Annotated in this window: 18 protein-coding genes and 1 pseudogene; 8 read left to right on the forward strand and 11 right to left on the reverse strand. The window is 73.6% G+C overall.

The window, feature by feature from the left end:
* Positions 1–29: 29 nt before the first annotated feature.
* Entirely contained in the window at positions 30–1,208 is a 1,179-nt protein-coding gene (locus tag AB0946_RS28425; RefSeq protein ID WP_366763498.1) for an MFS transporter, read from the forward strand.
* 10 nt (positions 1,209–1,218) lie between these two features.
* Here AB0946_RS28425 and AB0946_RS28430 read toward each other — a convergent pair.
* Positions 1,219–1,776: pseudogene (locus AB0946_RS28430) on the reverse strand (isocitrate lyase); the annotation flags it as partial.
* Between the two features lie 101 nt (positions 1,777–1,877).
* Between AB0946_RS28430 and AB0946_RS28435 the strand changes: the two are divergent.
* Positions 1,878–2,033, forward strand: a complete 156-nt coding sequence (locus tag AB0946_RS28435; protein WP_366763606.1) for a hypothetical protein — start codon at positions 1,878–1,880, stop codon at positions 2,031–2,033.
* A 98-nt stretch (positions 2,034–2,131) separates the two neighbouring features.
* Here AB0946_RS28435 and AB0946_RS28440 read toward each other — a convergent pair whose 3' ends face one another.
* Positions 2,132–2,680 (reverse strand): GNAT family protein, encoded by a 549-nt coding sequence (locus AB0946_RS28440; RefSeq protein WP_366763499.1) that lies wholly within the window; start codon positions 2,678–2,680, stop codon positions 2,132–2,134.
* A 169-nt stretch (positions 2,681–2,849) separates the two neighbouring features.
* Between AB0946_RS28440 and AB0946_RS28445 the strand changes: the two genes are divergently transcribed.
* Entirely contained in the window at positions 2,850–3,212 is a 363-nt protein-coding gene (locus AB0946_RS28445) for an antibiotic biosynthesis monooxygenase (RefSeq protein WP_366763500.1), read from the forward strand.
* Here the strand turns inward: AB0946_RS28445 and AB0946_RS28450 are convergent.
* A complete protein-coding gene (locus AB0946_RS28450; protein ID WP_366763600.1) occupies positions 3,189–4,826 on the reverse strand; it encodes a N,N-dimethylformamidase beta subunit family domain-containing protein in 1,638 nt (545 codons plus the stop codon). The genes AB0946_RS28445 and AB0946_RS28450 overlap by 24 nt on opposite strands.
* Positions 4,827–5,012: 186 nt before the next feature.
* Between AB0946_RS28450 and AB0946_RS28455 the strand changes: the two genes are divergently transcribed.
* From AB0946_RS28455 to AB0946_RS28470, 4 genes are all read left to right on the forward strand, one after another.
* Positions 5,013–5,201: a hypothetical protein gene (locus tag AB0946_RS28455; RefSeq protein ID WP_366763601.1), complete on the forward strand. Its 189-nt coding sequence runs from the start codon at positions 5,013–5,015 to the stop codon at positions 5,199–5,201.
* Positions 5,202–5,518: 317 nt separating this feature from the next.
* Positions 5,519–6,040, forward strand: coding sequence for a phosphatase PAP2 family protein (locus tag AB0946_RS28460; RefSeq protein ID WP_366763501.1), 522 nt, complete (start codon positions 5,519–5,521; stop codon positions 6,038–6,040).
* 412 nt (positions 6,041–6,452) lie between these two features.
* Positions 6,453–7,457, forward strand: a complete 1,005-nt coding sequence (locus AB0946_RS28465; protein WP_366763502.1) for a hypothetical protein — start codon at positions 6,453–6,455, stop codon at positions 7,455–7,457.
* Positions 7,458–7,649: 192 nt separating this feature from the next.
* A complete protein-coding gene (locus AB0946_RS28470) occupies positions 7,650–8,519 on the forward strand; it encodes an AraC family transcriptional regulator (RefSeq protein ID WP_366763503.1) in 870 nt (289 codons plus the stop codon).
* A gap of 260 nt (positions 8,520–8,779) precedes the next feature.
* Here the strand turns inward: AB0946_RS28470 and AB0946_RS28475 are convergent, their stop codons facing one another.
* The 3 genes from AB0946_RS28475 to AB0946_RS28485 all read right to left on the reverse strand — a co-directional run bounded on the left by AB0946_RS28475 (position 8,780) and on the right by AB0946_RS28485 (position 13,597).
* Entirely contained in the window at positions 8,780–10,552 is a 1,773-nt protein-coding gene (locus AB0946_RS28475) for an FAD-dependent monooxygenase (RefSeq protein WP_366763504.1), read from the reverse strand.
* A 17-nt stretch (positions 10,553–10,569) separates the two neighbouring features.
* Complete coding sequence (locus tag AB0946_RS28480; RefSeq protein ID WP_366763505.1) at positions 10,570–12,498, reverse strand: maleylacetate reductase and hydroxyquinol 1,2-dioxygenase domain-containing protein; 1,929 nt, start codon at positions 12,496–12,498, stop codon at positions 10,570–10,572.
* Positions 12,499–12,955: 457 nt separating this feature from the next.
* Positions 12,956–13,597 carry a carbonic anhydrase gene (locus tag AB0946_RS28485; RefSeq protein WP_366763506.1) on the reverse strand — a complete coding sequence of 214 codons (642 nt, stop codon included), beginning with the start codon at positions 13,595–13,597 and terminating at the stop codon, positions 12,956–12,958.
* Positions 13,598–13,662: 65 nt separating this feature from the next.
* Here AB0946_RS28485 and AB0946_RS28490 point away from each other — a divergent pair, with 65 nt between their 5' ends.
* Positions 13,663–13,977 (forward strand): SpoIIE family protein phosphatase, encoded by a 315-nt coding sequence (locus tag AB0946_RS28490; RefSeq protein WP_366763507.1) that lies wholly within the window; start codon positions 13,663–13,665, stop codon positions 13,975–13,977.
* A gap of 86 nt (positions 13,978–14,063) precedes the next feature.
* Here the strand turns inward: AB0946_RS28490 and AB0946_RS28495 are convergent, their stop codons facing one another.
* The 5 genes from AB0946_RS28495 to secD all read right to left on the reverse strand — a co-directional run bounded on the left by AB0946_RS28495 (position 14,064) and on the right by secD (position 20,923).
* Entirely contained in the window at positions 14,064–15,881 is a 1,818-nt protein-coding gene (locus AB0946_RS28495) for an asparagine synthase-related protein (protein ID WP_366763508.1), read from the reverse strand.
* 10 nt (positions 15,882–15,891) lie between these two features.
* Positions 15,892–16,506 carry a lasso peptide biosynthesis B2 protein gene (locus AB0946_RS28500; protein WP_366763509.1) on the reverse strand — a complete coding sequence of 205 codons (615 nt, stop codon included), beginning with the start codon at positions 16,504–16,506 and terminating at the stop codon, positions 15,892–15,894.
* A gap of 697 nt (positions 16,507–17,203) precedes the next feature.
* On the reverse strand, positions 17,204–17,479 hold the full coding sequence (locus AB0946_RS28505; protein WP_366763510.1) for a carboxypeptidase regulatory-like domain-containing protein: 276 nt from the start codon (positions 17,477–17,479) through the stop codon (positions 17,204–17,206).
* A gap of 1 nt (position 17,480) precedes the next feature.
* Positions 17,481–18,410, reverse strand: a complete 930-nt coding sequence (locus AB0946_RS28510) for an endopeptidase (protein WP_366763511.1) — start codon at positions 18,408–18,410, stop codon at positions 17,481–17,483.
* Between the two features lie 152 nt (positions 18,411–18,562).
* Positions 18,563–20,923, reverse strand: coding sequence for a protein translocase subunit SecD (gene secD / locus AB0946_RS28515; RefSeq protein WP_366763512.1), 2,361 nt, complete (start codon positions 20,921–20,923; stop codon positions 18,563–18,565).
* Between the last annotated feature and the right edge of the window lie 943 nt (positions 20,924–21,866).

Consider the following 21,866-nt stretch of genomic DNA (forward strand, 5'->3'; position numbering starts at 1 on the left):
CGTCGAATGCGGCGTGGCAGGTGGGTGGTGTGGGTGTGGCGGCCCAGGCGGTGGCCTACGGCTTCGCCCGGTACGGCTACGGATTGTTCCTGCCGAGTCTGCGCGACCGCTTCGGACTCTCGACCTCGGTCTTAGGCCTGGTCAACAGCGTTTCGTACAGCGGGTATCTGGTGGCGCTCCTGATGGTGGGGGCGCTCGTTTCGCGTCTGGGCCCCCGGCCCATGGTGGTCGCGGCGGGGGTGTCGGCGGGGATCGGCATGGTGACGGTGGCGTTGGCGCAGAGCACCTGGGTCCTCGTCGTGGGGCTCGTGGTGGCGGGGATGGCCTCGGGTTTCTCCTGGGCGCCCTTCTCCGACACCGCCGACCGCCTGCTGCCGGACCGTACCCGTGAGCGGGTCATGGCCCTGATTCCCAGCGGTACCGCTTTCGGTGTCACCGTGGCCGGGCCGCTCGCCCTGCTCGCCCGGGGGGACGGCTGGCGGTACGCCTGGATCGGATTCGCGCTCGTCGCGTTCGCGATGGCCTGGTACGCGGCGCGGGTCCTGCCCGCCGGGCGCCACGGGGACGACGCGTCCGGCACCGGTCGCGGAAAGACCGTGACGGCACGCTGGTTCCTGCGCCCGGCAGCCGTCCCGCTGTACGTCACCGCGTTCGTGTACGGCGTCATCGGGGCCTTCTACTGGGCCTTCGCGCTGGAGGCCGTCTCGGACGCGGCGGGAGAGGACTCCCCGATGGCGCCGCTGTTCTGGACGCTCATGGGGCTGGCCGGGCTCAGCAGTGTCTTCGCCGGCGCCTTCTTCCTGCGGCTGGGACTGCGGCTGGGCCAGGCGGTGCTGTTCCTGGCGCTGTCCGCCGCGATCGCCCTCCTCGGGGTGGCCCCCGATGCCGTCGGCCCGGTGATCGCATCGGCCGTTCTGTACGGGCCGGCGTTCATGGCCACGTCGTCGCTGCTCGCCCTGTGGAGCTACCGCATCTTCCCCGAGCAGCCGTCGACCGGGTTCAGCGCCACCGTGCTGGCGCTCGGCCTGGGGACACTGACGGGGCCCGCCACGCTCGGAGCGGTGGCGGACCACTACAGTCTGCGGGCCGGCTTCCTCGTGACGGCGGCCGTGGCACTGGTCACCCTGGCTTTCCGGCCCCCCGCGCGGCGGTCGGAGGACGACGTGACGCGGGGGGAGGACGCGGGAGTCGCTTCCCGCGGACGGTGAGGTCCACCGGTCAGCCGAACTGGCTCTCCTCGGTCGAACCGCGCAGCGCGAGGGTCTCCGCCGACGGATTGACCGCCGTGCTCACGAGGTCGAAGTACCCGGTGCCGACCTCCCTTTGGTGCCTGACCGCGGTGAAGCCACGTTCCTGGTCGGCGAACTCGCTCTCCTGCAACCTGACGTACGCGGGCATCCCCTCCTCGGCGTAACCGCGGGCCAGGTCGAACATGCCGTGGTTGAGCGAGTGGAACCCGGCGAGGGTGATGAACTGGAAGCGGTACCCCATGGCGGCCAGTTCCTTCTGGAAGGCCGCGACGGCGGTGTCGTCCAGGTGCCGGCGCCAGTTGAAGGAGGGCGAGCAGTTGTAGGCGAGGAGCTTGCCGGGGAACTCCGCGTGGATGGCCTCGGCGAAGGCGCGGGCCTGTTCCAGGTCGGGTGTGGAGGTCTCCATCCAGAGCAGATCGGCGTACGGGGCGTAGGCGAGGCCCCGGCTGATCGCGGCCGCCATGCCGGGCCTGACCCGGTGGTAGCCCTCGCTCGTGCGCTCCCCGGTGCAGAACCGCGCGTCCCGAACTCCGCGCTCATCGCGTCGAGTTCCGGCGCCGGCCCACCGATCACGCCCTCCCCCGGGAAGCCGGCCAGGAGGAGGTCCTCGCCCTGTACCGCGACCAGGTGGACCGGCTCTGCGCGCAGCGCGGGTTCCGGCTGGTGGACGTAGCACGGATGACCCCCCGCCCCGACGACCCGGAATGGACGGCCCTGGCCGGCGCCGCCCGGCAGAAGTTCCTGAGCGAGCACCGGCACAGTGAGGACGAGGTGCGCTTCTAGGTGACTTCACCGGGGATCCGGTGGCCGAGAGGATTCCCACCTTGGACGAACTCATGGCGTCCGCGGCGGTGTGAGTGCGGCGCGGGCCACGGCCGGCGTCACGTGCTGCTCGCCCACTCCTCGCGGAGCATGCCGAAGAGCACACGGTCGTAGCGCTCCCCCTCCACCAGCACGGCCGACCGGCGGCGGCCTTCTTCGCGGAAGCCCAGCCTGGTGAAGGCGCGTACGGCACGCTCGTTGCCGCTCCAGGTGTCCAGCTCCAGCCGGCTCAGGCAGTACGCGCCGAACAGGTGGTCCACGAGCAGCCGCAACGCGTCGCTGCCGTGGCCGCGGCCCCAGAACTCCCGCTCACCGATGGTGACGCCGAGGGTGGCCACTCCGGCATAGGGGTCGAGGTCCCGGTAGTCGGCCATGCCTATCACCGACCCGTCCGCCAGGTCCTCGACCGTGAACACGGCCGACTCCCTGGGGTTCAGTCGCAGCATGGTGTCGAAGCCGAGCTGGATCGCCTCCGCTGTGACCGGGCCGAACAGCGGGTCGCCCGCCGCGGCCCAGCGAACCACCTCCGGGTCGTTGCGCCACCGCACATGGTGCTCGGCGTCTTCGGGGCGCAGCGCGCGCAGTCTCACCAGCATGCCTTCGAACATGGGGCAAACCTAGTCTATCCAGTGATCACCCAGGACTGGCGGTGGGTATGGAAGCGGTCTGGTCATGCCCATCGGATGTGGTTCCACCGCACGTCCGAGGCGGTAGCCACCGGAGAATCACGTCAGTAGCCTTGGCTGCCATGCTCCTTACCGACGGAGGGCTCCTCAGATGACCACCTCGTTCGTCCGTCCCAAGCCGCCGTATTACGCCGTGATCATCACGACCCGGCCCGCCGCGGATCTCGAGGGCTATGCCGCGATGAGCAAGCGCATGGCCGAACTCGGTGAGACACAGCCCGGCTATCTCGGCCGCGAGTCGCTGACGGACGAGGACGGCCGGGACCTCGTCGTCATCTACTACGCGGACGAGGCCGCGATAACGGCATGGAAGGCTCACCCCGAACATCTCGAGGCACAGCGGCTCGGACGTGAGCGCTGGTACTCCTCGTACAGCGTGGAAGTCGCGCGGGTGGAGCGCGCCTACGCCTTCAGCCGCGAGGAGGAAGAGTCACGCGTGCCGGACGAGGCCTGAGCCGCGGGCCGGAGACGCGGATTCCGCGGTACCGCCTCGTGTACCTGCCTTGTACAGCTCGCTGATGTTCGGGCGGGCCGCCGGGCGGTGACGGACGGCGGGGCCCTGTGCGAAGGCGCGCAGGGCGTTCTCCGTCGTGCGGGTCACGAAGGTGCGGGTGCGGGCGTCCATTCCGTGGTCGCGGCCGCCGTCGGGGGTGCCGGCCATGAGGGCCTCCACCCAGCGCATGGTGCCGGTGGCGAACACGCCGGCGCCCCCGGGAGCCGTGTAGTAGGCGGAGTCGCTGTGGCTGCGCCGGCCACCGCACACCACAGGAGAGTGGGCCGTGATCTCCAGCGGCTCGGGGACGGGGGCCGCGGGTGTGACCCGGTCGTACTCGACGCCGGCCAGGTGGTCGAAGGCGTCGCCGGGCCGTACGCCCGTTCCCTCGTACAGCCAGTGGTCCGCAGCGTGGACCACGTACGGCGCGTCCGTCGGGTAGCCCTCGTAGAGCACTCCCGTGAGCGAGGATTCCGGATCCGGCGCCGGTGCCTGGCGGAAGTCCGTGGTCACCACGGCGGGTTGGGTGGTGTACAGCGGGTCCGACCGTACGGAGGTCTTGTAGCAGACCACCGTACGGTCCGGCTGTGTCTCCCCCTGCGCGAGGCGGACGCGGCGGAAGCACGTGTTGGCGCCGAGGAAGACCACGTTGGTGCCGGCGTCGCGGGCCCGGGTGACATGTCGGCGCTGCTCCGGGGTCCAGTACTCGTCGTGCCCCAGGCAGACCACCGCGGCGGCGCCGCGCAGCACCTCCGGGTCGCGGTGCACGTCCGTGCCGGTGGTGTAGGCGAGGGGTATGCCGAGCCGTTCCGCCAGGACCACCGCCGCCCGTTCGTACACCATGAACTTCTCCGCGCCGTCGGCGTCGTAGGGGCGGTCGAAGCTGACGGCCAGGGAACGGGTGGCGTACGCGCCGGAGGCACCGGCGTAGAGGCTGTAGCCGCCCCAGCGGTTGTACGCCTGCCAGGTGGCCGGGGCGTGCATCAGGACCGTTCGGCCCGTGCCCTGCGTGGAGCGCACGATCAGCGGGAGGTAGCGCTGGTGGCCGCTGTCCGCGTCCAGCCGCAGCAGGTACGCGCCCTCCGGCCAGCCGGCCGTGCCGACGGTGAGCGTGCGCGGCCAGTCCGCGCGCACGGTGCGGGTGTCCGCCAGGAGGCGGGGCTCCGGCTGCACGCGGCCGCGTACGCGCCCGGACGACCATACGAGCCGGGCCTGGTCGCCGCCGTACCAGCCGACGCGGAAGGCCGAGACCCGGAAGGACGACGCGGTCGTCGACACGTACAGGCCGCACTCCTCGCCGGGCGTCACGCTCACCCGGTCCGCGTAGCCGACGACGGCCGGGGCGGGGCCCCGGGAGGTGATACGCCAATCGGGTGTCCCGGGGCGGTCCCGTTCCGCTTCGGGCCGGTGGGAGAGGGCCGCCCGGGGGCGCCCGTGGGCACCAGGGGACGCGTCGCAGGCCGCTGTCACCGAGGCGAGCCCGAGGCCGGCGCACGCCCCGAGAAAGCGCCTGCGTCCGGGCCGCCCCGCGTGGGCCGTCCCGTCCTCCGGGCCTCCTTGACGGGCAGGACCGATGCTCATGACGCCTCCCGTGGCCGTGCTCGCCGCTCACGCGCCCCTCCGGGCCACGGTGGCACAGAGCCGTCCGGGTCGCGCGCCCCCGTCCCGCAAGGTCTGTCCACACGGACCCTGGACGAGTGCCGAGACCCTGACAGGCTGCTCGGAGCGGTGGACGGTCGTACATTCGGACACGTGGAGGAGATGCCTCGGCGCATCGCCCCTTCGACGGATCGAGCCGCGGCCGCCCTGTTGCTCGGATGCGCTCCGAACCAGGTCGGCTACTGCGCACGCTGCCAGGGGCTGACGCGCCGCTACGGGCCCGCCGCGCAGGTCGTGTGCGCGGCCTGCCGCGCGGCCGAGGCCCCTTCCCGCGACGACGACGCCGGCTGACGCCCGCGCTCACCCGGCGGCGGGCGCCGACCCCTGCCCGCGCCGGGAGGCGTCTGCGGCTGCCGTGTCCTCGCGGCGTCGGGCGCGCCGACGGACGGCCACCCGTCCTCTCCTCGTAACCCGCCCGCAGCCCGACCCTGCCTCGGCAGATGGACCTGGGCGTGCTGTCCCGGGACGTTGGTGACGCGAGGAGGCGGAACAGGGGTGCGGGGAGGCTGCCGCCGGCAGGGTCGGTGTGGTGGGCGGAACCGGACGCGCGTGATCCGGTGAGCACGGGATACCAGCAGGTCATGAGGTTGCTTGCCACGGTGCGTGAGATGGATCGTCGTCTGACCAAGTGGATGGCTTCCTGCCGGAGACCCGAGGTGCACCGGACGCTGTCGGCGGTGGAGGAAACGGCGGAAGCCACCAAGTTGTGGTGGGGTGCCGCCGCGGTGATGGTCTGGGCCGGCGGGTGGAAGGGCCGTAAGGCCGCGGTGGCGGGCATGGCGGCGCTCGGCTTGGCGCAGTTGGTGTGCAACGGTGTGTGCAAGCAGGTGATCGACCGTCCGCGTCCGCCCAAGGAGTGGATCCCCCACGACGAGGTCGAGGACCGGCCCGGTTCCTCGTCGTTCGCCTCCGGGCACACCGCGGCCGCGCTGGCTTTCACCGCTGCGGTCGCCCCCTCGTGGCCGTCGGCCGGGGCGGTCTGCGCGGTGCCGGCCGCGCTGGTGGCGGTGGAGCGGGTGCAGTCGGGTGCCCACTACCCGAGCGACGTCGCCGCCGGTGCCGCGATCGGCCTGGTCAGCGCCTGGCTGGTCAGGCGTCTTCCGCGACTGGTGGTGCGCGTGCGGCGGTGACCCGCCCCCCCCCGCCGCGCCGGCTGCGCCGTCGGTCACATGCTCGCGGAGCAGGCCTCGTCCGCCGACTCGGCGCACGTGTCACGTCCCTCTTCCGGCCGGTCGTCGACACGCCCCGCCCAGCCCTCGCCGACGCGCCGGATCAACTAAGTTCAACCTTCAACTGCCGTGCTACGATCACGCCGCGACGCCGACGGGCAGTGATCCACACCCCGTACGCCGCCCGTGCCGAGTGCCCAAGTGCCCGTCCCTGAGCGGCGGTTGAGGCGCGAAGCCGCGACCCTCCCTCGCGTGGACGCACGCGCGGGTGTTCACCGCTGCGACGCGGGCCGAGTGGCCTGCTCGGACTGCCGGACTCCTGCCGCACCACCGACCGCACGTCACCACCGCGCCACGCAGCCCGAGGAGAGCCATGAACCGTCCAGGAGTGTCGATCAAGCAAGCTCGGCTCGCCGTGGGCCCGTTGGGTGCGCTGCTCTTCGCGCAGACGGCGTTCTGGCTCCTGTACGACGTCGCCGACCGCGGCTTGCCGCCGATGTGGTCCGCGTGGACCAACGGTCCGGTCTCCGGGCTCCCGGCGACGACCGCACTGGACCTCGGCCTGGCGGCGCTCCAACTCGGCGCCGTCTGCGGTCTGTTGCTGCGGGTACGGGGCGCCGGCGGGCTGCTGGTGACCGCGTGCCTCACGACCGTGCTGTTCCGGGCGCCGGTCGTCTGGTACATGCTGCTCGACTCCGAGTCCGACCCCTGGTTCGGCGGCCTGACAGGTCCCTCACTCACCGGGGCCGGCCTGAGCTGCCTCTTCACGGCACTGGTCGCCGTCGCGTTGGGGGGCCTGCTGTTCCGGGTGCGCGAGCTGGAGCGTGAAGCGGCCGCGCAGGAGGAGAGCCGCTCCGCCGGAATCCGCCCGGTGAAGATCACCGCCTCGGCCTCCTGCACCCTGCTCGCCGTGCTGAACGTCTTCTACGTCTGCCGCAACGTGCTGACGGCCGTACAGGTGGGACCCGACGCGCTGGCGCATCTCCTCGCCGGCAGAGGGGCCGGACGCGCCGTGCTCGGTGTCTCGTCGCCGTGGCAGTGGGCCTGCCTGACCGTCCTGTGCGGAGTGGGCATGGTGCTCGCCGCCAAGCGCCGGCCCAGTGCGACCGGGTTCTCCGTCGGGCTGGCCCTGTTCATGATGCCGATCGCCTTCACCAAGCTGTGGGGGCTCGCCGGGACGTCCGCCCTGTCGGCCTCCCCGCTCAACACGGTGCAGTCCTTCCTGGAGTTGGCGGGCTCGGCGGCCGTGGTGTCCCTGATCGTGGCGGACGTACGCCGTGACCGTCCGGCGCCGCCGGCCCCCCTCGACCCCACCCCGGCGGCCACCGGCGCCGACCCCGGGGCGCAGCGGGTCGACGCCGCCACGAGCGACGCCTGAGCGCACGGGCACCAGTCCGGGCCCCCGGTTTCCAGCGGCCCGCCAGGAGGAACCGCGCGACGGGGCGGCTACGGAGCGTGTCGACCCGAGGGTGCGGGGCACACCTTCGAGCCAGTGATGCCGCACACTCTTCCGCTCCCCCCTTTGCGGTTTACCATTCAACTACATTCGGTGCCACGAGGAGGTCGCACCATGGCGGAGCTGGGCCTGGCCGACACGGTCGGCATCCTTCGGCAACCCGGCGTACGGACGCGGCACAGCAGTGCCGGACTCGGGTGGGAGCGGCTGTACGTCTCCGTCCAGGAGGAGCAGCCCTATCGTGCCGCCTTCGCTCCGGCACCCACGCATCTGCTGATCCTGCACCTGAGCGGCCCCGTCACCGTGCGGCGGGGACGGGGTGCGGTCTCCCGGTCGCGGACGATCCCGGCCGGCGGGCTCTTCCTGCAGCCGGCCGGCCGGACCCTCGCCGTGGAACTCGGCGGCACGCTGGACACGGTGCACGCCTACCTCACCGACGACGCGCTGTGCGAGGCGAACGACGGACGGCCCGTGGAGCTGTCCGAGGAACTCGGCACCACCGACCCGCTGGCCGAGCAGCTTCTGCTCGCGCTGGCCGGCGCGGTGCGTTCGTGGGAGCCGTCGGCCCGTACGTACACCGACCACCTGACCGGGATGCTCGCCGCACAGCTCGCCCGCCGGCACGGCGTCCGGGAAGCCGGAACGGCGGACCGGCGGTCCGGGCTGTCCGCACGCCGGCTCGCCGCCGTCCGCGCGCTGATGGAGGAGCGGCTGGCCGAACCGCTGCCGATCGCGGACCTCGCCGACGCGGCCGCGCTGAGCCCCAGCCAGTTCACCCGGCAGTTCCGGGCGAGCACGGGCCAGTCGCCGCACCAGTTCCTGCTCGCCCTGCGCCTGGAGCGGGCCTGCCGGCTGCTGCGCGCGGGTACCGGCCCCATCGCCGAGGTGGCCGTCGACTGCGGGTTCTCCCACCAGGAGCACCTCACCCGGGTGATGCGCGCCCGGCTCGGCACCACCCCCGCGGCACTGCGCCGCTCGGGCTGACCGGGGCGGCCACGGCCCCGGGCGTCCCAGCGCCGGTGCCCGGCCCGCCCCTGCCCGGCTCCACCGTCCCCGGGCCCCCGCCCGGTCGCGGCCAGTGGGTCCCCGACCGGCTCCCGTGCCGCGCTCCGGCCCGACGGCCGATGGCGACGGCGCCCGGGTGACGACGGGCGGGGTGTCGGAGGCGGGGGTTCCGCGGCCCTTGCCCACTCCCCCGCTCGCAGCCGCTGGGCATCGGTGTCCCGCGGGGACCGGATCCCTGCCTACCGCGCCAGGACGTGGCGGAGCGCGCCGAGCAGTTCCTCCCGCGCGGCCTCGTCGGACTCGGCGGCGGTGGCCCGGCGCCAGGCGACGTGTCCGTCCGGCCGCACCAGCAGCACGCCGTCCTCGGCGATCTCGCTGACGCGGCTCCACTCGCCATAGGCGTCACGGTGGTCGTCGTCACCGACGCGGACCACGCGCAGCGGTACGCCGAGGGCGTCACCGCAGGCGCGCGCGGCCGAGTCCCAGACACCGCCGGACAGGCCGGTCAGCACGGTGAAGAGGCCGTGGCCGACGACGTCGAGTGTGGAGACGCGCTCGCCCTGTGCGTCGACGAGCCAGGCGTGCGGCAGCTTGGCGCCCGGCCGGGTCGTCGGCTGGTGCACCAACTCGCGGTCGTCTGCCCAGACTTCGGCCGGGCTGTCGTCCGGGAGCACCGCGCCGGAGACGTACCGCTGGTTCATCTCCACACCGTGCGCGTTGAACTCGTAGTTCTTCAGCTGGATCGCCTCTTCCAGCTGCCGCCTCTTCTTGGCGCCCTCGGGTGTCCGCGCCCGTAGCGCCGTGATGCCTTCGGCGATGGCCTGCGCGTCGCTGCCGCCGCCGACGCCGAGCACGTCGAAGATCGGCCCGAACTGGTCGCGGCTGAGGTTGGCCCGTTCGACGATCTGCCGTCCCACGGGGGCGCGTTCGGCCGTGTAGCTGTCGAGCAGGGCGGGTCCCGCCTCGCCGCGGATCACCATCGCGAGTTTCCACGCGAGGTTGTACGCGTCCTGGACGGAGGTGTTGGAGCCCAGTCCGTTGGACGGCGGATGGCGGTGCACGGCGTCGCCGGCGCAGAAGACCCTGCCGCTCGCGTACTCCTCGGCGTAGGCGTGGTTGACGGTCCACAGCGAGGTCGACGTGATCTCCACCGGCAGGTCCGGATCGCCGACGAGGTCGCGGACGATCGTGCGCGCGGCCTCCTCGTCGACCCGCGGCGGCGGCTGCTCTATGTCGTAACCCCACACCAGCAGCCACTCGTTCCAGGGGCGGACCATGCGGACGAGTCCCATGCCGATGCCACCGGTGTCGGCGCCGGGCTGCAGCACCCAGTACAGGACGCTCGGACGGTGGGCGCAGTACCGGGCGAGGTCGGCCTTGAAGACGATGTTCATGCTGCCGGCCTTGGCCATGCGGCCGGCGAAGGGCAGTCCGAGTTGCTCGGCGACCGCGCTCCGTCCGCCGTCGGCGCCGATCAGGTAGCGGGCCCGGACCGTGAACTCGTCGCCTCGGACCCGGTCGCGCAGCAGGGCGGTGACCCCGTCCTCGTCCTGTTCGAAGCCGATGAACTCGGTGTCGAAGCGGACCTTGGCGCCGCGGGCCGCCGCGTTGTCGACGAGGATCGGCTCCAGATAGGTCTGCGGCAGGTCGATCATCTCGCAGGGGCTCTTGGCGGAGTACTCGGTGGCCGTGGCGGGGCCGGTGCCCCAGCTGCGGATGCGGCCGATCTCGTCGCCCGTGAGCGCCGTGCACAGTACGGTGTCCCCCATCAGGTGCGAGGGGCTGCCGAGGGCCAGCGCCTCGGACTCGACGCCGAGGTCGCGCAGGACCTCCATGGTGCGCTGGTTGGTGATGTGCGCCCGCGGGGTGTTGGCGAGCCACCCGTACTTCGTCACCAGCAGAGTGCGGATGCCGTAGGTGGCCAGCAGCAGGGCGGCCGAGCCCCCTGCGGGGCCGCTGCCGACGACGAGGACGTCGGTGTCGTAGGCGTCGAGCGGGTCGGTGGTCGTCATGGGTGTGCGCTCCTCGGTCATCCGGCCTGGGGGGCGAGACGGAAGGTGTAGTCGAGCCGGCACCACGGGCCGTCCACCGGACGGCCGTCGGGGGTGGGACCGGACCCCGGTGTGAAGTCCACGACGAGTTCGTCCTTGACGCCGAAGACGGTGTCGCTGTCCAGGTACGCTCCGCCGGCCACGAACAGCTGCGTGACGAGCCGGCGGTGGCCGGGCGCGTCGAACATGAAGTGCAGGTGGGGCGCCCGGTAGGGGTGGCGGCCGACCGCGTCGAGCATCTGCCCGACCGGTCCGTCGGCGGGAATCGGGTAGTGCGAGGGCAGGATCGACCAGAACGTGACCCGCCCCTGGCTGTCGCTGCGCAGCCGGGCCCGCAGCACCGGTCCCTCCAGGTCGGGGAGCTGTACGTCGTAGAAGCCGTCCTCGTTGGACTGCCACACGTCCACCACCGCGTCCTTGACCGGCTCGCCCTCGCCGTCCGTGACGCGTACGTCCACCCACAGCGGGGTGCCGTGCAGGCCGCCGGAGATGTCGCTGCCGGACGCGGTCTCGGGCGGGCCCTCCACGTAGAAGGGGCCGAGCACCGCGGACGGGGTGGTGTCGGGGGTGCGGGAGTTGGTGAGCAGGTCCACCGCGCTGGAGACGCCGAGCGTGTCGGACAGCAGCACGAACTCCTGCCGGGTCGGACTGCAGATCTGCCCGGTACGGGTGAGGAAGTCGATGGCGTACTGCCACTCGGCGTCGGTGACGTCGTTGGCCGCGACGAAGGTGTGCAGGTGCCGGACGAGGTCGGCCATCAGCGTACGGACCCGGGGGTCGGGGGCCTGCGCGAAACTGCCCACCACCTCCTCGGTGAGCCGGGCCAGCTTCGCCTCCGTCGAGGGCGGCCCCTGCGGGCGGCGCCCCTGCCAGGCGCCGGCCAGCAGCTCACCGATGCCCTCGGTGGTCAGCTCACGCGGGTTGGGGTACGGCTTCGCGGTGGCCAGCTCGGCCGCGCGCGCCAGGTCCGCCTCCGCCATGCCGAGGTCGCGCAGGGAGGTGGGGCCACCCAGGGAGGCGACCAGGTCGTACACACCGCTCGGTGCGTCGGGCACCCCCAGGGCGTCGGCGATGCGGCGCATGACCTCGGGGACGGCGGGAGCGTTGTACGCCATGGCGTGTGCCAGGACGACGGTGTGGGTCTCGGCGTGCGGAAGGCCGAAGCTGCCGCCGAGGGTGTGGCACAGCTTGTGGTGCAGGCCCATGCCGACCGTGGCGAGGCAGGTCCCGGCGAGCCAGGCGGCGTGCAGCAGGTCGGTCCGGGCCTCGGGGTCGGCCGGGTCGGCGGCCAGCCGGGGCAGCGCCCGGGCGATGCCCGAGATCGCGTCGAGGGCCTGCCGGTCCGTCACCGGGTTGGCGTCGGCGGAGTAGAGGGCCTCGACGGCGTGCGCGAGGGCGTTGACGGCGCTCGTCACCGTGAGGGGCAGCGGCAGTGCGAGGGTGAAGTCGACGTCGTAGACGACGGTCTCGGGCAGGATCGCCGGGGAGGACTGGGTGACCTTGCGCCCGTCCCGGGTCTCGCCGAGCACCGGGGTCACCTCGGAACCGGCGTAGGTGGTCGGCAGGATCACCTGCGGGAGGTCGGTGCGCAGGGCCAGCGCCTTGGACAGTCCGGTCGTCGAGCCGCCGCCGACGGCCACGATCACGTCGGCCGAGGCGTGGGTGAGCACGTCGAGCGCCCGCTCGGTCACCTCGACCGGGGTGTGCATGGCGGCGCCGCCGAACTCCGCCACCACGAGGTCGCCGAGCGCCTCGCGGACCCGTGTGGTGGTGCGGGCCGCGGGCCGGCTGGACAGCAGCAGGACACGGGAGCGGCCGAGCCGCTCGACCTCCTCGCGGAGCCGGCCCACCGTGCCGGATCCGAAGACGACCCGCGAGGGACGGGATGTGTGGACGAACGTCCGCATGGGGTTCTGCCTCCGCCTGTCATCCGGTGTGCGCCGATGGCTTGGATCACCGAGTGTGCGGAGGAGGGAGGCACGTCGTCCTGCACGATGCGCGCGCCGCGCTGCACGAAACACGCGTGTGCGTCCTCCGGGGGCGGCGCACCGGGCATGAGACGGCGGGGGCGCGCGTACGCCCGTCGCGGGCCGCGCGTTGCGGGGCGCGTGCCCCCGCGACGGTGGAGGACGCCGGGACGCGGAGCCCGGGGGCACACGCGGCGCCCGTTCCGGCGGGGCGGACCCCGCCGGGGCCTGCCGGGCGCCGCACGGTCCCGTACGGCTGGGCGCCCGGGAGGTTCCGGCACCGTCGGGTCCGCCCGGCGGCGCTGCGAGGCCGGCGGCCGGTGAACGCGGCGCGGCCCGGTCCCCGTCAGGGCGGCGCGGGGCGGGCTGCGCCTTCCACCGGCCGGTGGCCGGGCGGTCAGGACGCGGCGGGGAGCACCGCGTCGAGGCCGTGGGAGGCGACGAGCTGTGCGCTGCCGTCGGCCAGGCGGTAGCACAGGCCCACCACGGCGGCCTGGCCGGCGGCGACCTTCTCGGCGAGCACCCGGGAGCGGTCCAGCAGCAGGTCGACGGTGTGCCTTATGTGCTCGGCGAGAATCTCGTCCGGCTCGACCCGTCCGGCGGCCCGCGCCGCCAGCACGCTGGGGGTCACCCGCTCGACGACGTCGCGGACGTAGCCGGCCGGGGTCATGCCGTCCTCCAGCGCGGCGCACGCCGCGCCGACCGCGCCGCACGAGTCGTGACCGAGCACCACGACCAGCGGGCAGCCCAGCACGTCCAGGCCGTACTCGATGCTGCCCAGCACCTCCGCGCCCGCCACGTGGCCCGCGGTGCGCACGACGAACAGGTCGCCCAGACCGCGGTCGAAGATGATCTCGGCGGCCAGCCGGGAGTCCGAACACCCGAACAGCACGGCGAAGGGCTGCTGGGACGGTGCGATCTCCGCGCGGCGGGTGGCGTCCTGGTTCGGGTGCTCGGGGGTGCCGGCGACGAAGCGCTGGTTGCCGGCCAGCAGCAGCTCGAATGCGTCGCGGGGCGTCGGGGTCTGGATCTCGCTCATGACCGCAGCTTAGAACCCGGCCCCGGTCGGCGCAGCGCCTGGTCCCCCGGTCGTCGCCGGGTCGGGTGACGCGCACGGCTCGGACACCGGTCCACGGCGGCCTCGGTACGGGGGGTGCCGGCGGTGCGGCGAGGGGAGGGCGGGCGCGGATTCGGGGCGGACCGTACGGTGAGGGAGTGGGGGACGTCACCCCCCTGTACACCGACGGGCTGATCGAGCGCCGCGGCGAGGACATCGACGCCGGCCTCGGACGCCTGATCGACGTGCTCGGCGCATGCGGTCACCTCGGCACCGGGCAACTCGCCGACACGGTCCTGGCACGCCTCGGCGTCCCCGGCGGTGGCCGCGACGACATCGCGCTGATCGTCACACGCCCCTGACCGGCGAGCGGGCGGGCCCGCCCGCCCCTGCCGGCGGACGTCCGGCGCCGCGTGCCCGGTGAGTGCCGGGCGCGTTCCCGCGGGCCTCAGGAGACCACGCTGACCGGCATGGTCGCGCCGGGCGCCGGAGAAGACCCGTCCAGCAGTCCTTCGAGCCACACCACCAGAGCGAGCGAGCCGTTCACACGGTCCCAGGAGGCGGAGTCGCCCAGGCCCAGCCGGGCCTCCCGCACCGCCTGGCAGAGTGTGTCGATGTCGAACATCTCCGTGACGAGCGGATGCCGTGCGGAGCGGCAGAGGCCGACGAGGTCGTCGCCGTGCGCGCGCAGACCATGGACGTACGGATCGTTGAACGGGATCTTGTCCGTTCGGTCGCGTATCCGGGGCGGGAGCATGTCCGCCATGGCGTCGCGCAGCACCGCCTTCGGACGGCCGGGGCGGAACGTCGCTTCGGCGGGGAGGCGGCGCATCGTGGCGATGACCTCCGGGTCGAGGAAAGGATGGGAGAGGAAGAAGCCGTCGCGCGGTGCGCAGCGCCAGGACAGCGGGTCGGGTGCGGCGAGGTAGTTGGCCGCGTCGTAGAGCGACCGTTCCGGCGTGGTTCCGAACAGGAAGCGGCTCTCCGCCAGGCCGGCCGCGCGGTAGCCGTGCGCCCGCGCGAATCCGCGTCGCAGCCACGGCGGACGGGTGAAGTGGCCGAGGCCCCCGAGGACCGTGCCGCGGTGGGCGAGGCGTGTGACCCGTTCGGCGGTCAGCGGCAACGCCGGCCGCACGACGTGGGTGCGGACGATGTCGCGCACCCCTTGCTCGCTCGACGCCGCCCGGGCCCGCGCCAGGCTCGTCATCTCCCGGAGCCGTCCGGACCGGGCCAGCCGGTGCAGATGGAAGGGGTTGGCGTCCACGACCGGATCGGCTCCGCATCCGGTGAGGACGGTGTCGCAGCCCAGCTCGGCCGCGGCGGCGTGCAGTCTGCTCCAGAAGGGCGCCCGGAAGGCGTGGGCATGGGGCTCGTCGGAGGCCATGGCGTGGTGCGCGAAGTCGTCGAAGTCGGCCACGTCGTCGGCGTCGACGATCACCGGGCGGGCGCCGGGTGCCAGCCCGCGGACCGCCTCCACCGCCTCCTCCAGGTACGGCCGCTCCCCGGCCAGCTCTCCCCCGCCGAAGCGTCCGGCCAGCAGGATCAGCTCCCCGGTGCCGCCCTGCTGTCCCTCGGCGAGCAGACGGGCCGCGAGCAACGCGACGCTGGTGGAGTCGGTGCCGCCGGAGACGTGGCAGGCGACCGTCCGGCCGAGGCGGCGCCCGACGGCGTGCTCCAGCGCGCGGCGCAGCTGCCGGCCGGCGGTGTCTGCGTCCGTGACCGCCGCCGGCGGCTCGTCGCCGGCCCCGGCGGTGCGGCCCGGCCGGCGGCCGCGCATCCGCCCGGTGACGGAGAGCTCCACCACCTCGCCGCCGAGGATCCGGTGCACCCCGGTGAACGGGCTCAGCTCCGTGTGCGGTTGCGCCATGTTCCCGGTCAGGTACCGGCAGAAGTAGCAGGGTTCCAGCTCCGCCGCGTCGCCCAGGCCGCGCGCCGAGGTACTCACCGCGCTCACCCGGTCACCGGACCGCCTGAAGAACAGGGGGATGCGCGCCTGCCCGTCCCGCATCAGCAGGACGCGGTCGCGGTACACGAGGACCGCGGCGAAGTCGCCGATGGGCAGGGGCGGTTCACACCCCGGCCGGGCGAAGGCGCCGAGAAGAGCGCGTGCGCCCGCCAGGCGGTCGCGGACCGACCCGGTCCAGCCGACGACCGCCGCCGTGCCGGCTGGTGAGGACACCGTCGTCACGAGCCCCCGGCGGACCATGGCCTCGGCTGCCCTGAGCCGGGGCGCGCCCCCGGCGAACTCGACTCGCAGCGCTTCCATGCCGACGCCCTCAGCACCCGATCGTGAGGACCGGCGCGAAGGCGTGCCCTCGCGGATCGGCGTCCGGAATGCTCAGGCCGGCCGCGGACGTCCAGGCGTGCAGGGCGAACGGGTGCTCGCGCACACCCACGTGCAGTGCGGCCTCGAAGCCGTGCCGCCGCAGCAGGACGAAGGCCGTGACGGCCTCGGTCTTGCAGTCGCCGTTGACGAACCAGCTGCCGCGGCTGACCGTCTGCACCGCCCGTTTCAGTCGCGCGACGTCCGCCGCGGACGGGGTGTCCGTCCGGGCGTACTGCGGGGCGACCAAGGGCAGGAGGCGCAGGACGCGGCCGAACCCGAGCGTCCGGATCAGCAGGTGCCCGCCGCGCAGCCAGTGTCCGACCTCGGTGTCCGTGTCCGCGGGCCGGCCGGCCGGCGCGCATCCGGCTCGCACGAGTCCGCTGACGAGTCGGGCGCGCTCCCCGGAGCCTTCGTCGGCGAACTTCTCGACGTCCGCCGTCGCCATTCCGAGGAACCGCGTCCGCTTCCAGTCGGCGATGAGTGCTCCGCCGGGCAGCCTGGTGACACGGCAGTGCGGTGAGAGGATCCGTGTCATGGCCGCCAGGGCGTCGGGGTCCTGTGTCACCGCACGACCTCCCTCGCCCGGCTGCACGGTGTCAGGACTGGTATCCGTGACCGTCGTAGTCGCCGCCGCTGAAACCCCGGATCAGACGGCCGCCGCCGAGCAGGACGAGGCCGCGCGGCATACGGCGCCGCAGGAATCGGATCAACATCGCCTACCTCCAGAAACCGGGTGGCGTCGATCAACTCCAGGCTACTCTCGCCCCGATGACTCGCAACCGTGCACGGGGAGGGCGAGCACACGGCATGATCGGGGCCCCGCCTCGCGTGTGCCGGCGGAGCCCTGAAGGTGATGCGTACCCCGGGGTCGTCGGTCAGCCGGACCACTTCCTCGTCGAGCGTCGTGCTGCCGACCCGCGGATGGCGGTATGCGCGCTGTGAGGGCAGGCAGTCGCTGAGCGAGGCTCCGACCAGATCCGCACGAGGTCGGGGCTGTGCTCGCTCAACTCGCCGACCAGGGCACGCGGTTGAAGGTCGGCGCGTCGGCCACGATGATCGCCGCCTGGCTGCCGCCCCGGGCTCGACGGGCGCCCGGACCGCGGGGCGCGGCCGTTCGGGCTCGCCCGGGCAGGCACGGCCTGGCCACGCCGGCCGCCCGTGGGCTGAGCCGACGCCCCTGACGGCGCCGGGCGGCCAGTCCGGCAGCCGCTTCGAACGCCGCTGAGCACGGGAGGTGGTCCGGTGTCCACCGGAGCCCTTCCTCATACCCGCAGACGGACTCGCGTCGGACTGTCGCCCCCTGCGGTGACGGTGGCCTCGCCGGTCCTGTCGTCCGTTGTGCGGCACTGGAGGGTGTAGGCGCCCTCCCCCCGCACGGAGAGGGTGAAGCTGCCGTCGGCCCCGGAGAGCGCGGCGACGTCGGGGTAGGGGCCCGGGCCGGCGGTCAGATACACACTGGCCTCCGGGACGGGCCTGCCCGTCGTCGTGTCCTCCACGACCCCGGTGATCAGATGGACGGAGTGATCGTCGTGCGCCACCTCAGGCCTTCCAGGCCACGAGGTTGTCGTAGACGGGCTGGGTGATCCTCGTCCCCGAGTTGACGGTCGCCCCGCCGTAGGCGTGTACGGCGATCCCGTAGCGGCTGCCGTTGACGACGCGGTACACGGCGCTCCCGCTCTGCCCGCCGGCGGTGTCGATGTCGTAGTACACCTTCAGCGGGTTCACCGAACTGATGCCCCGCGCGTCGTACCACTGGGTGCCCGGCGGCTTGTCGCCCGGGTAGCCGGAGATGTTGCCGGTGGTCTTCAGCAGATCGGCGTCCGGCCACGCCCCGAACCCGAACCATCCGGTGGTGGAGCCCAGTTCGGTCGGGATGATGATCGCGCCGTAGTCGTAGTTCTCGTCACCCGATTCGGTCCATCCGCGCACCGAGCGGAAGTTGGTGCTCGTGACGGAGCCGAAGGGCAGGACCGAGCCGTTGCGGCCGGGCATGACCTGGATGCTCTGGACCCAGCCGTGGTCGGGATGACCGGGGTGGTTGATGAACACCACGTGGCCGGCGGTCGCGAGCGTGTGCGGTCCGACGAACCAGGCGGTCGCGATGTACCGGTCACCGTTCGCCGCGGTGATGAGCAGGGACGCGTGCACGCGCCAGGGATAGTCGGCCGTGTTCGTGACCTGGACTCTGTCGTCGGGGAGATGGACGGTCTCGGCCACCGGCCGAGGCGGCCCGAACGACGCCACGCCGATGTCGGGCAGGTCCGCGGTCGGCGGGATCCATGCCTCGGCCGGCATCCTGTCGTACTCCGGACGCACGTACCCCTCGACCGTTTCCATTCCGTTGGGGGCCGCCTGCGCCGCGGTGCCCTCCACGCCCTCCGACGGGGGCTGGAAGAGCGCCTGCTCCGCGCCCAGGGCGAGCTGTTCCTCGGGCTGGTTGGAGACAGAGGTGTGCTGATCGCGTGTCATGTTCTCAAGGCCTTCCTGCAGAGGCCGGCGCCGCGATCCACCGGCGACCGCCGGCCGAACGTCCAGGGATGGACTGTTGAAGAGGGAACGGAAGGGAGTGGACGGGCTTGAGGACACCGCCACTTGACGTTCCCTTTGCCACGATACGTCCGTCAGGATGGTGCCGCACCAGCGGGCTTCGGGCGATGACGTCCGCGGTCGCCGTCGCCGTGCCGAGGGCGGAACCCGCCGGTCGCAGCCGGCCCGCGGCGGGGTGGGCGGGGCCGGTCGCGGTACCGGTGGAGTTCCAGGGCCACTGGAACAGCGGTGAAGACCGAGGAGTAGGTGCCGACCGCGAGGCCGATGAGCAGTGCCAGGGCGAAGTCGGTGAGCGAGGACCCGCCGAGCACGGCGAGGGCGGTGAGGATGAAGGCGGCGCCCATGCCGGTGTTCACGGTGCGGGGCAGCGTCTGGACGATCGCCTGGTTCGCGAGGTCGGACAGCGGTGTCGCGGCGGCCGGGCGAGGCGGCCCGGCTGGGCGGGCCAGTTCCCTGACGCGGTCGAAGAGGACCACGGAGTCGTTCACCGAGTAGCCGATGACGGTGAGCAGGGCTGCCAGGAACACCCCGTCGACGGGCTTGCCCAGCCAGGCGAAGACGCCGACGAGGATCACCACGTCGTGCGCGAGGGCCGCGACCGCGGCGGTGCCGAACAGCAGACGGAAGCGCGCCGCCAGGTAGACGAGCTGCGCACCGAGGGCCACGGCGAGCGCGAGCAGGGCGGCCTGGCGCAGCTCCTTCCCGAGGCTGGGGCCGATCAGCTCGTCGCGGACCTTGTCCGCCCCGCCCGCGAGGTCGCGTACGGCGCCGGTGACCTGGGCTTCCTCGGCGTCGGTCAGCTGCTCGGTGCGCACGGTCAGGCCGCTGTCGCCGGAGGACTGCACGACGGCCCGGGAGAATCCGGCCTCCGCGAGCGCGGCGCGGGCCCGGTCGGCGTCGACGGGGGCGCTGGTGGCGTACTCGACGAGACGGCCGCCGGTGAACTCCACACCCGGTTGGAGGCCCCGCACCGCGATGCCCGACGCGGCCAGGACGAGCACGGCGGCGGACGTGGCCAGCCAGCGGCGCGGGTGGCGCATGAGGTGGGGGTCGCGCCGGGCGAGCCGGGCACGGACGACGCCCGTGGTCGCGATGCCGGTCAGGTGCGGACGGCGGCGCAGGCCGGGGCGGCCGGTGGCGTACTCGGCGAGCACCCGGGTGATCACCAGGGCGCTGAACATGGAGGCGAGCACGCCGATGCCGAGGGTCACACCGAAGCCCCGCACGGGGCCGGACGCGAGGAAGAACAGCAGCGTGGCGGCGATCAGGGTGGTGACGTTGGAGTCGGCGATCGCGCCGAGCGCGTTGCGGAACCCGGCCGCCAGCGCCGAGCGGGCAGTGGGGCGGCGGCGGGCGGCGTACTCCTCGCGGGCCCGTTCGAAGACCAGGACATTGGCGTCCACGGCCATGCCGATCGCCAGGACGAAACCGGCCAGGCCCGGCAGGGTCAAGGTGGCGCCGAGCACGGCCAGGGCGGCGTAGGAGACCAGGCCGTGGCAGACCAGGGCCACTGCGGCCAGCACCCCCATCAGCCGGTAGACGGCGATGATGAACAGCGAGGTCAGCGCCGTGCCGATGGCCGCCGCCCAGGCACTTGCCGTGATGGCCTGCGCGCCCAGGGTCGGGCCGACGGTGCGCTGCTCGACGGTCTCGACCGGCACGGGCAGGGCTCCGCCGTTGACGAGCAGGGACAGTTCGCGGGCCTCCTCGGGGCCGAAGGAGCCGGTGATCTGTGTGGCGCCGTCGCGGATGCCGGTCCCGCAGGCGACGGACGGGGCGACCTGTGGTGAGGAGATGACCTTGCCGTCGAGGACGATGGCGACCCGCCGCTCCGGAGCGCCCGGCGGGTGGCAGGCGGCCTCGCCGGTCAGCCGGGCCCAGCCGTCCCGGCCGGCGCCGGCGAAGCCGACGGTGACGTGCCATCCGGCGCCGCCCTGCTGGTCGAAACGGGCGGCGGCTTCCTCGACGTGCGCGCCGGTCAGCGCCGCGGCACCGAGGCGCAGGGGCGTACCGGACTCGTCGGGCAGGACGGATTGCGGGGACCGTTTCGGCAGGGGACGGGAGTCGTCGTCCGCCCCGGCAGCGGTGCCGAGCACGGGGTGAAAGGTGAGCTGCGCGGTGCGGCCCAGGACGTCGGCGGCCTTCTTCGGGTCCTGCACACCGGGGAGTTCGACGACGATGCGGTCGTCGCCGGAGCGGACGAGGGTGGGTTCGGCGACGCCGAGCGCGTCGATGCGGCCGCGCAGCACCTCCAGGGTGCGGTCGGTGGCCGCGCGGTCGGCTTCGGTGCCGGCGGTGGACCGGGTCTGGAGCACGATCTGGGTGCCGCCGCGCAAGTCGAGTCCGAGGCGGACCGGCACGGTGACGGTGATGTACAGCGATACGGCGATCACGGCGAGGGCGAGCAACGCCCTCACCCGCAGGGAACGGGTCAACGGGAGCCTCCGGCAGGCACACCACGGCCACGGCGCGGGCCCTGGCGGGGCCGCGGCCCGGGGGCGGGGTGAGCGGTGAGGGGAAGGAGAGAGGATGTCAGGTGCCGGAGGCGACCGGCGGGGCCCGGCCACGGTCACGGGGCGCGTGAGAACCCGAGGAGGGGACGTGCCGGACGGTTTCCGTGTGCGGCGCCGGGCCGGGCGGGGTGACGTCCGTACGCTCGGGACAGGCCCCGAGTTGGCACCGCGGAGCGCGCTGCTCGCCGTGCTGCTCCTGACGCGGCGCCGCGCGGACGACGCAGACGGGGTCACACCCGTCGCCGGCACGCGGCCCGGGCTCCAGGTGGTAACCCGCTGCCGCCGCCACTACCCCCGGTGGGCCGTCCGTGGACGCGGGGCCGCCCGGGGTCGCCGGGGCACCCGTCATCGGCGGGGCGCCCACGGATGCGGGGGCGTCCGGGGCTGCGGAGCCGTACGCGATGACAGGGCCACGCGTATCCGCGGGACCGCCCGCGGGCGCAGGGCCGCCCGGGGGCGCGGGGGCGTACGCGGTCGCGAGGTCGCCCGGGGCTGCGGGGGCGCCCGGGGCTGCGGAGCCGTAGGCGGTGGCAGGGCCGCGCGTGTCGAGGGGGCCGCCCGGGGGCGCGGGGCCGTACACGCTCGCGAGGTCGCCCGGGGCTGCGGGGCCACCCGGGGCTGCGGAGCCGTACGCGATGACAGGGCCGCGCGTGTCGGCGGGACCGCCCGGGGGCGCGGGGCCGTACACGGTCCCGACGCCGCCCGGAGCTGCGGGGCCACCCGGGGCTGCGGAGCCGTACGCGATGACAGGGCCACGCGTGTCGGCGGGACCGCCCGGGGGCGCGGGGCCGTACACGGTCCCGACGCCGCCCGGAGCTGCGGGGCCACCCGGGGCAGCGGAGCCGTACGCGATGACAGGGCCACG

The organism is Streptomyces sp. NPDC046870 (assembly GCF_040704595.1).
GTDB classification, from domain to species: domain Bacteria; phylum Actinomycetota; class Actinomycetes; order Streptomycetales; family Streptomycetaceae; genus Streptomyces; species Streptomyces argyrophylli.

Coding starts and splice junctions, on each gene's coding strand:
- AB0946_RS28440 (WP_366763499.1), bottom strand. CDS start 2,680: ATGTTCGAAGGCATGCTGGTGAGACTGCGCGCGCTGCGCCCCGAAGAC.
- AB0946_RS28445 (WP_366763500.1), top strand. CDS start 2,850: ATGACCACCTCGTTCGTCCGTCCCAAGCCGCCGTATTACGCCGTGATC.
- AB0946_RS28455 (WP_366763601.1), top strand. CDS start 5,013: ATGCCTCGGCGCATCGCCCCTTCGACGGATCGAGCCGCGGCCGCCCTG.
- AB0946_RS28460 (WP_366763501.1), top strand. CDS start 5,519: ATGGATCGTCGTCTGACCAAGTGGATGGCTTCCTGCCGGAGACCCGAG.
- AB0946_RS28465 (WP_366763502.1), top strand. CDS start 6,453: ATGAACCGTCCAGGAGTGTCGATCAAGCAAGCTCGGCTCGCCGTGGGC.
- AB0946_RS28470 (WP_366763503.1), top strand. CDS start 7,650: ATGGCGGAGCTGGGCCTGGCCGACACGGTCGGCATCCTTCGGCAACCC.
- AB0946_RS28475 (WP_366763504.1), bottom strand. CDS start 10,552: ATGACGACCACCGACCCGCTCGACGCCTACGACACCGACGTCCTCGTC.
- AB0946_RS28480 (WP_366763505.1), bottom strand. CDS start 12,498: ATGCGGACGTTCGTCCACACATCCCGTCCCTCGCGGGTCGTCTTCGGA.
- AB0946_RS28485 (WP_366763506.1), bottom strand. CDS start 13,597: ATGAGCGAGATCCAGACCCCGACGCCCCGCGACGCATTCGAGCTGCTG.
- AB0946_RS28495 (WP_366763508.1), bottom strand. CDS start 15,881: ATGGAAGCGCTGCGAGTCGAGTTCGCCGGGGGCGCGCCCCGGCTCAGG.
- AB0946_RS28510 (WP_366763511.1), bottom strand. CDS start 18,410: ATGACACGCGATCAGCACACCTCTGTCTCCAACCAGCCCGAGGAACAG.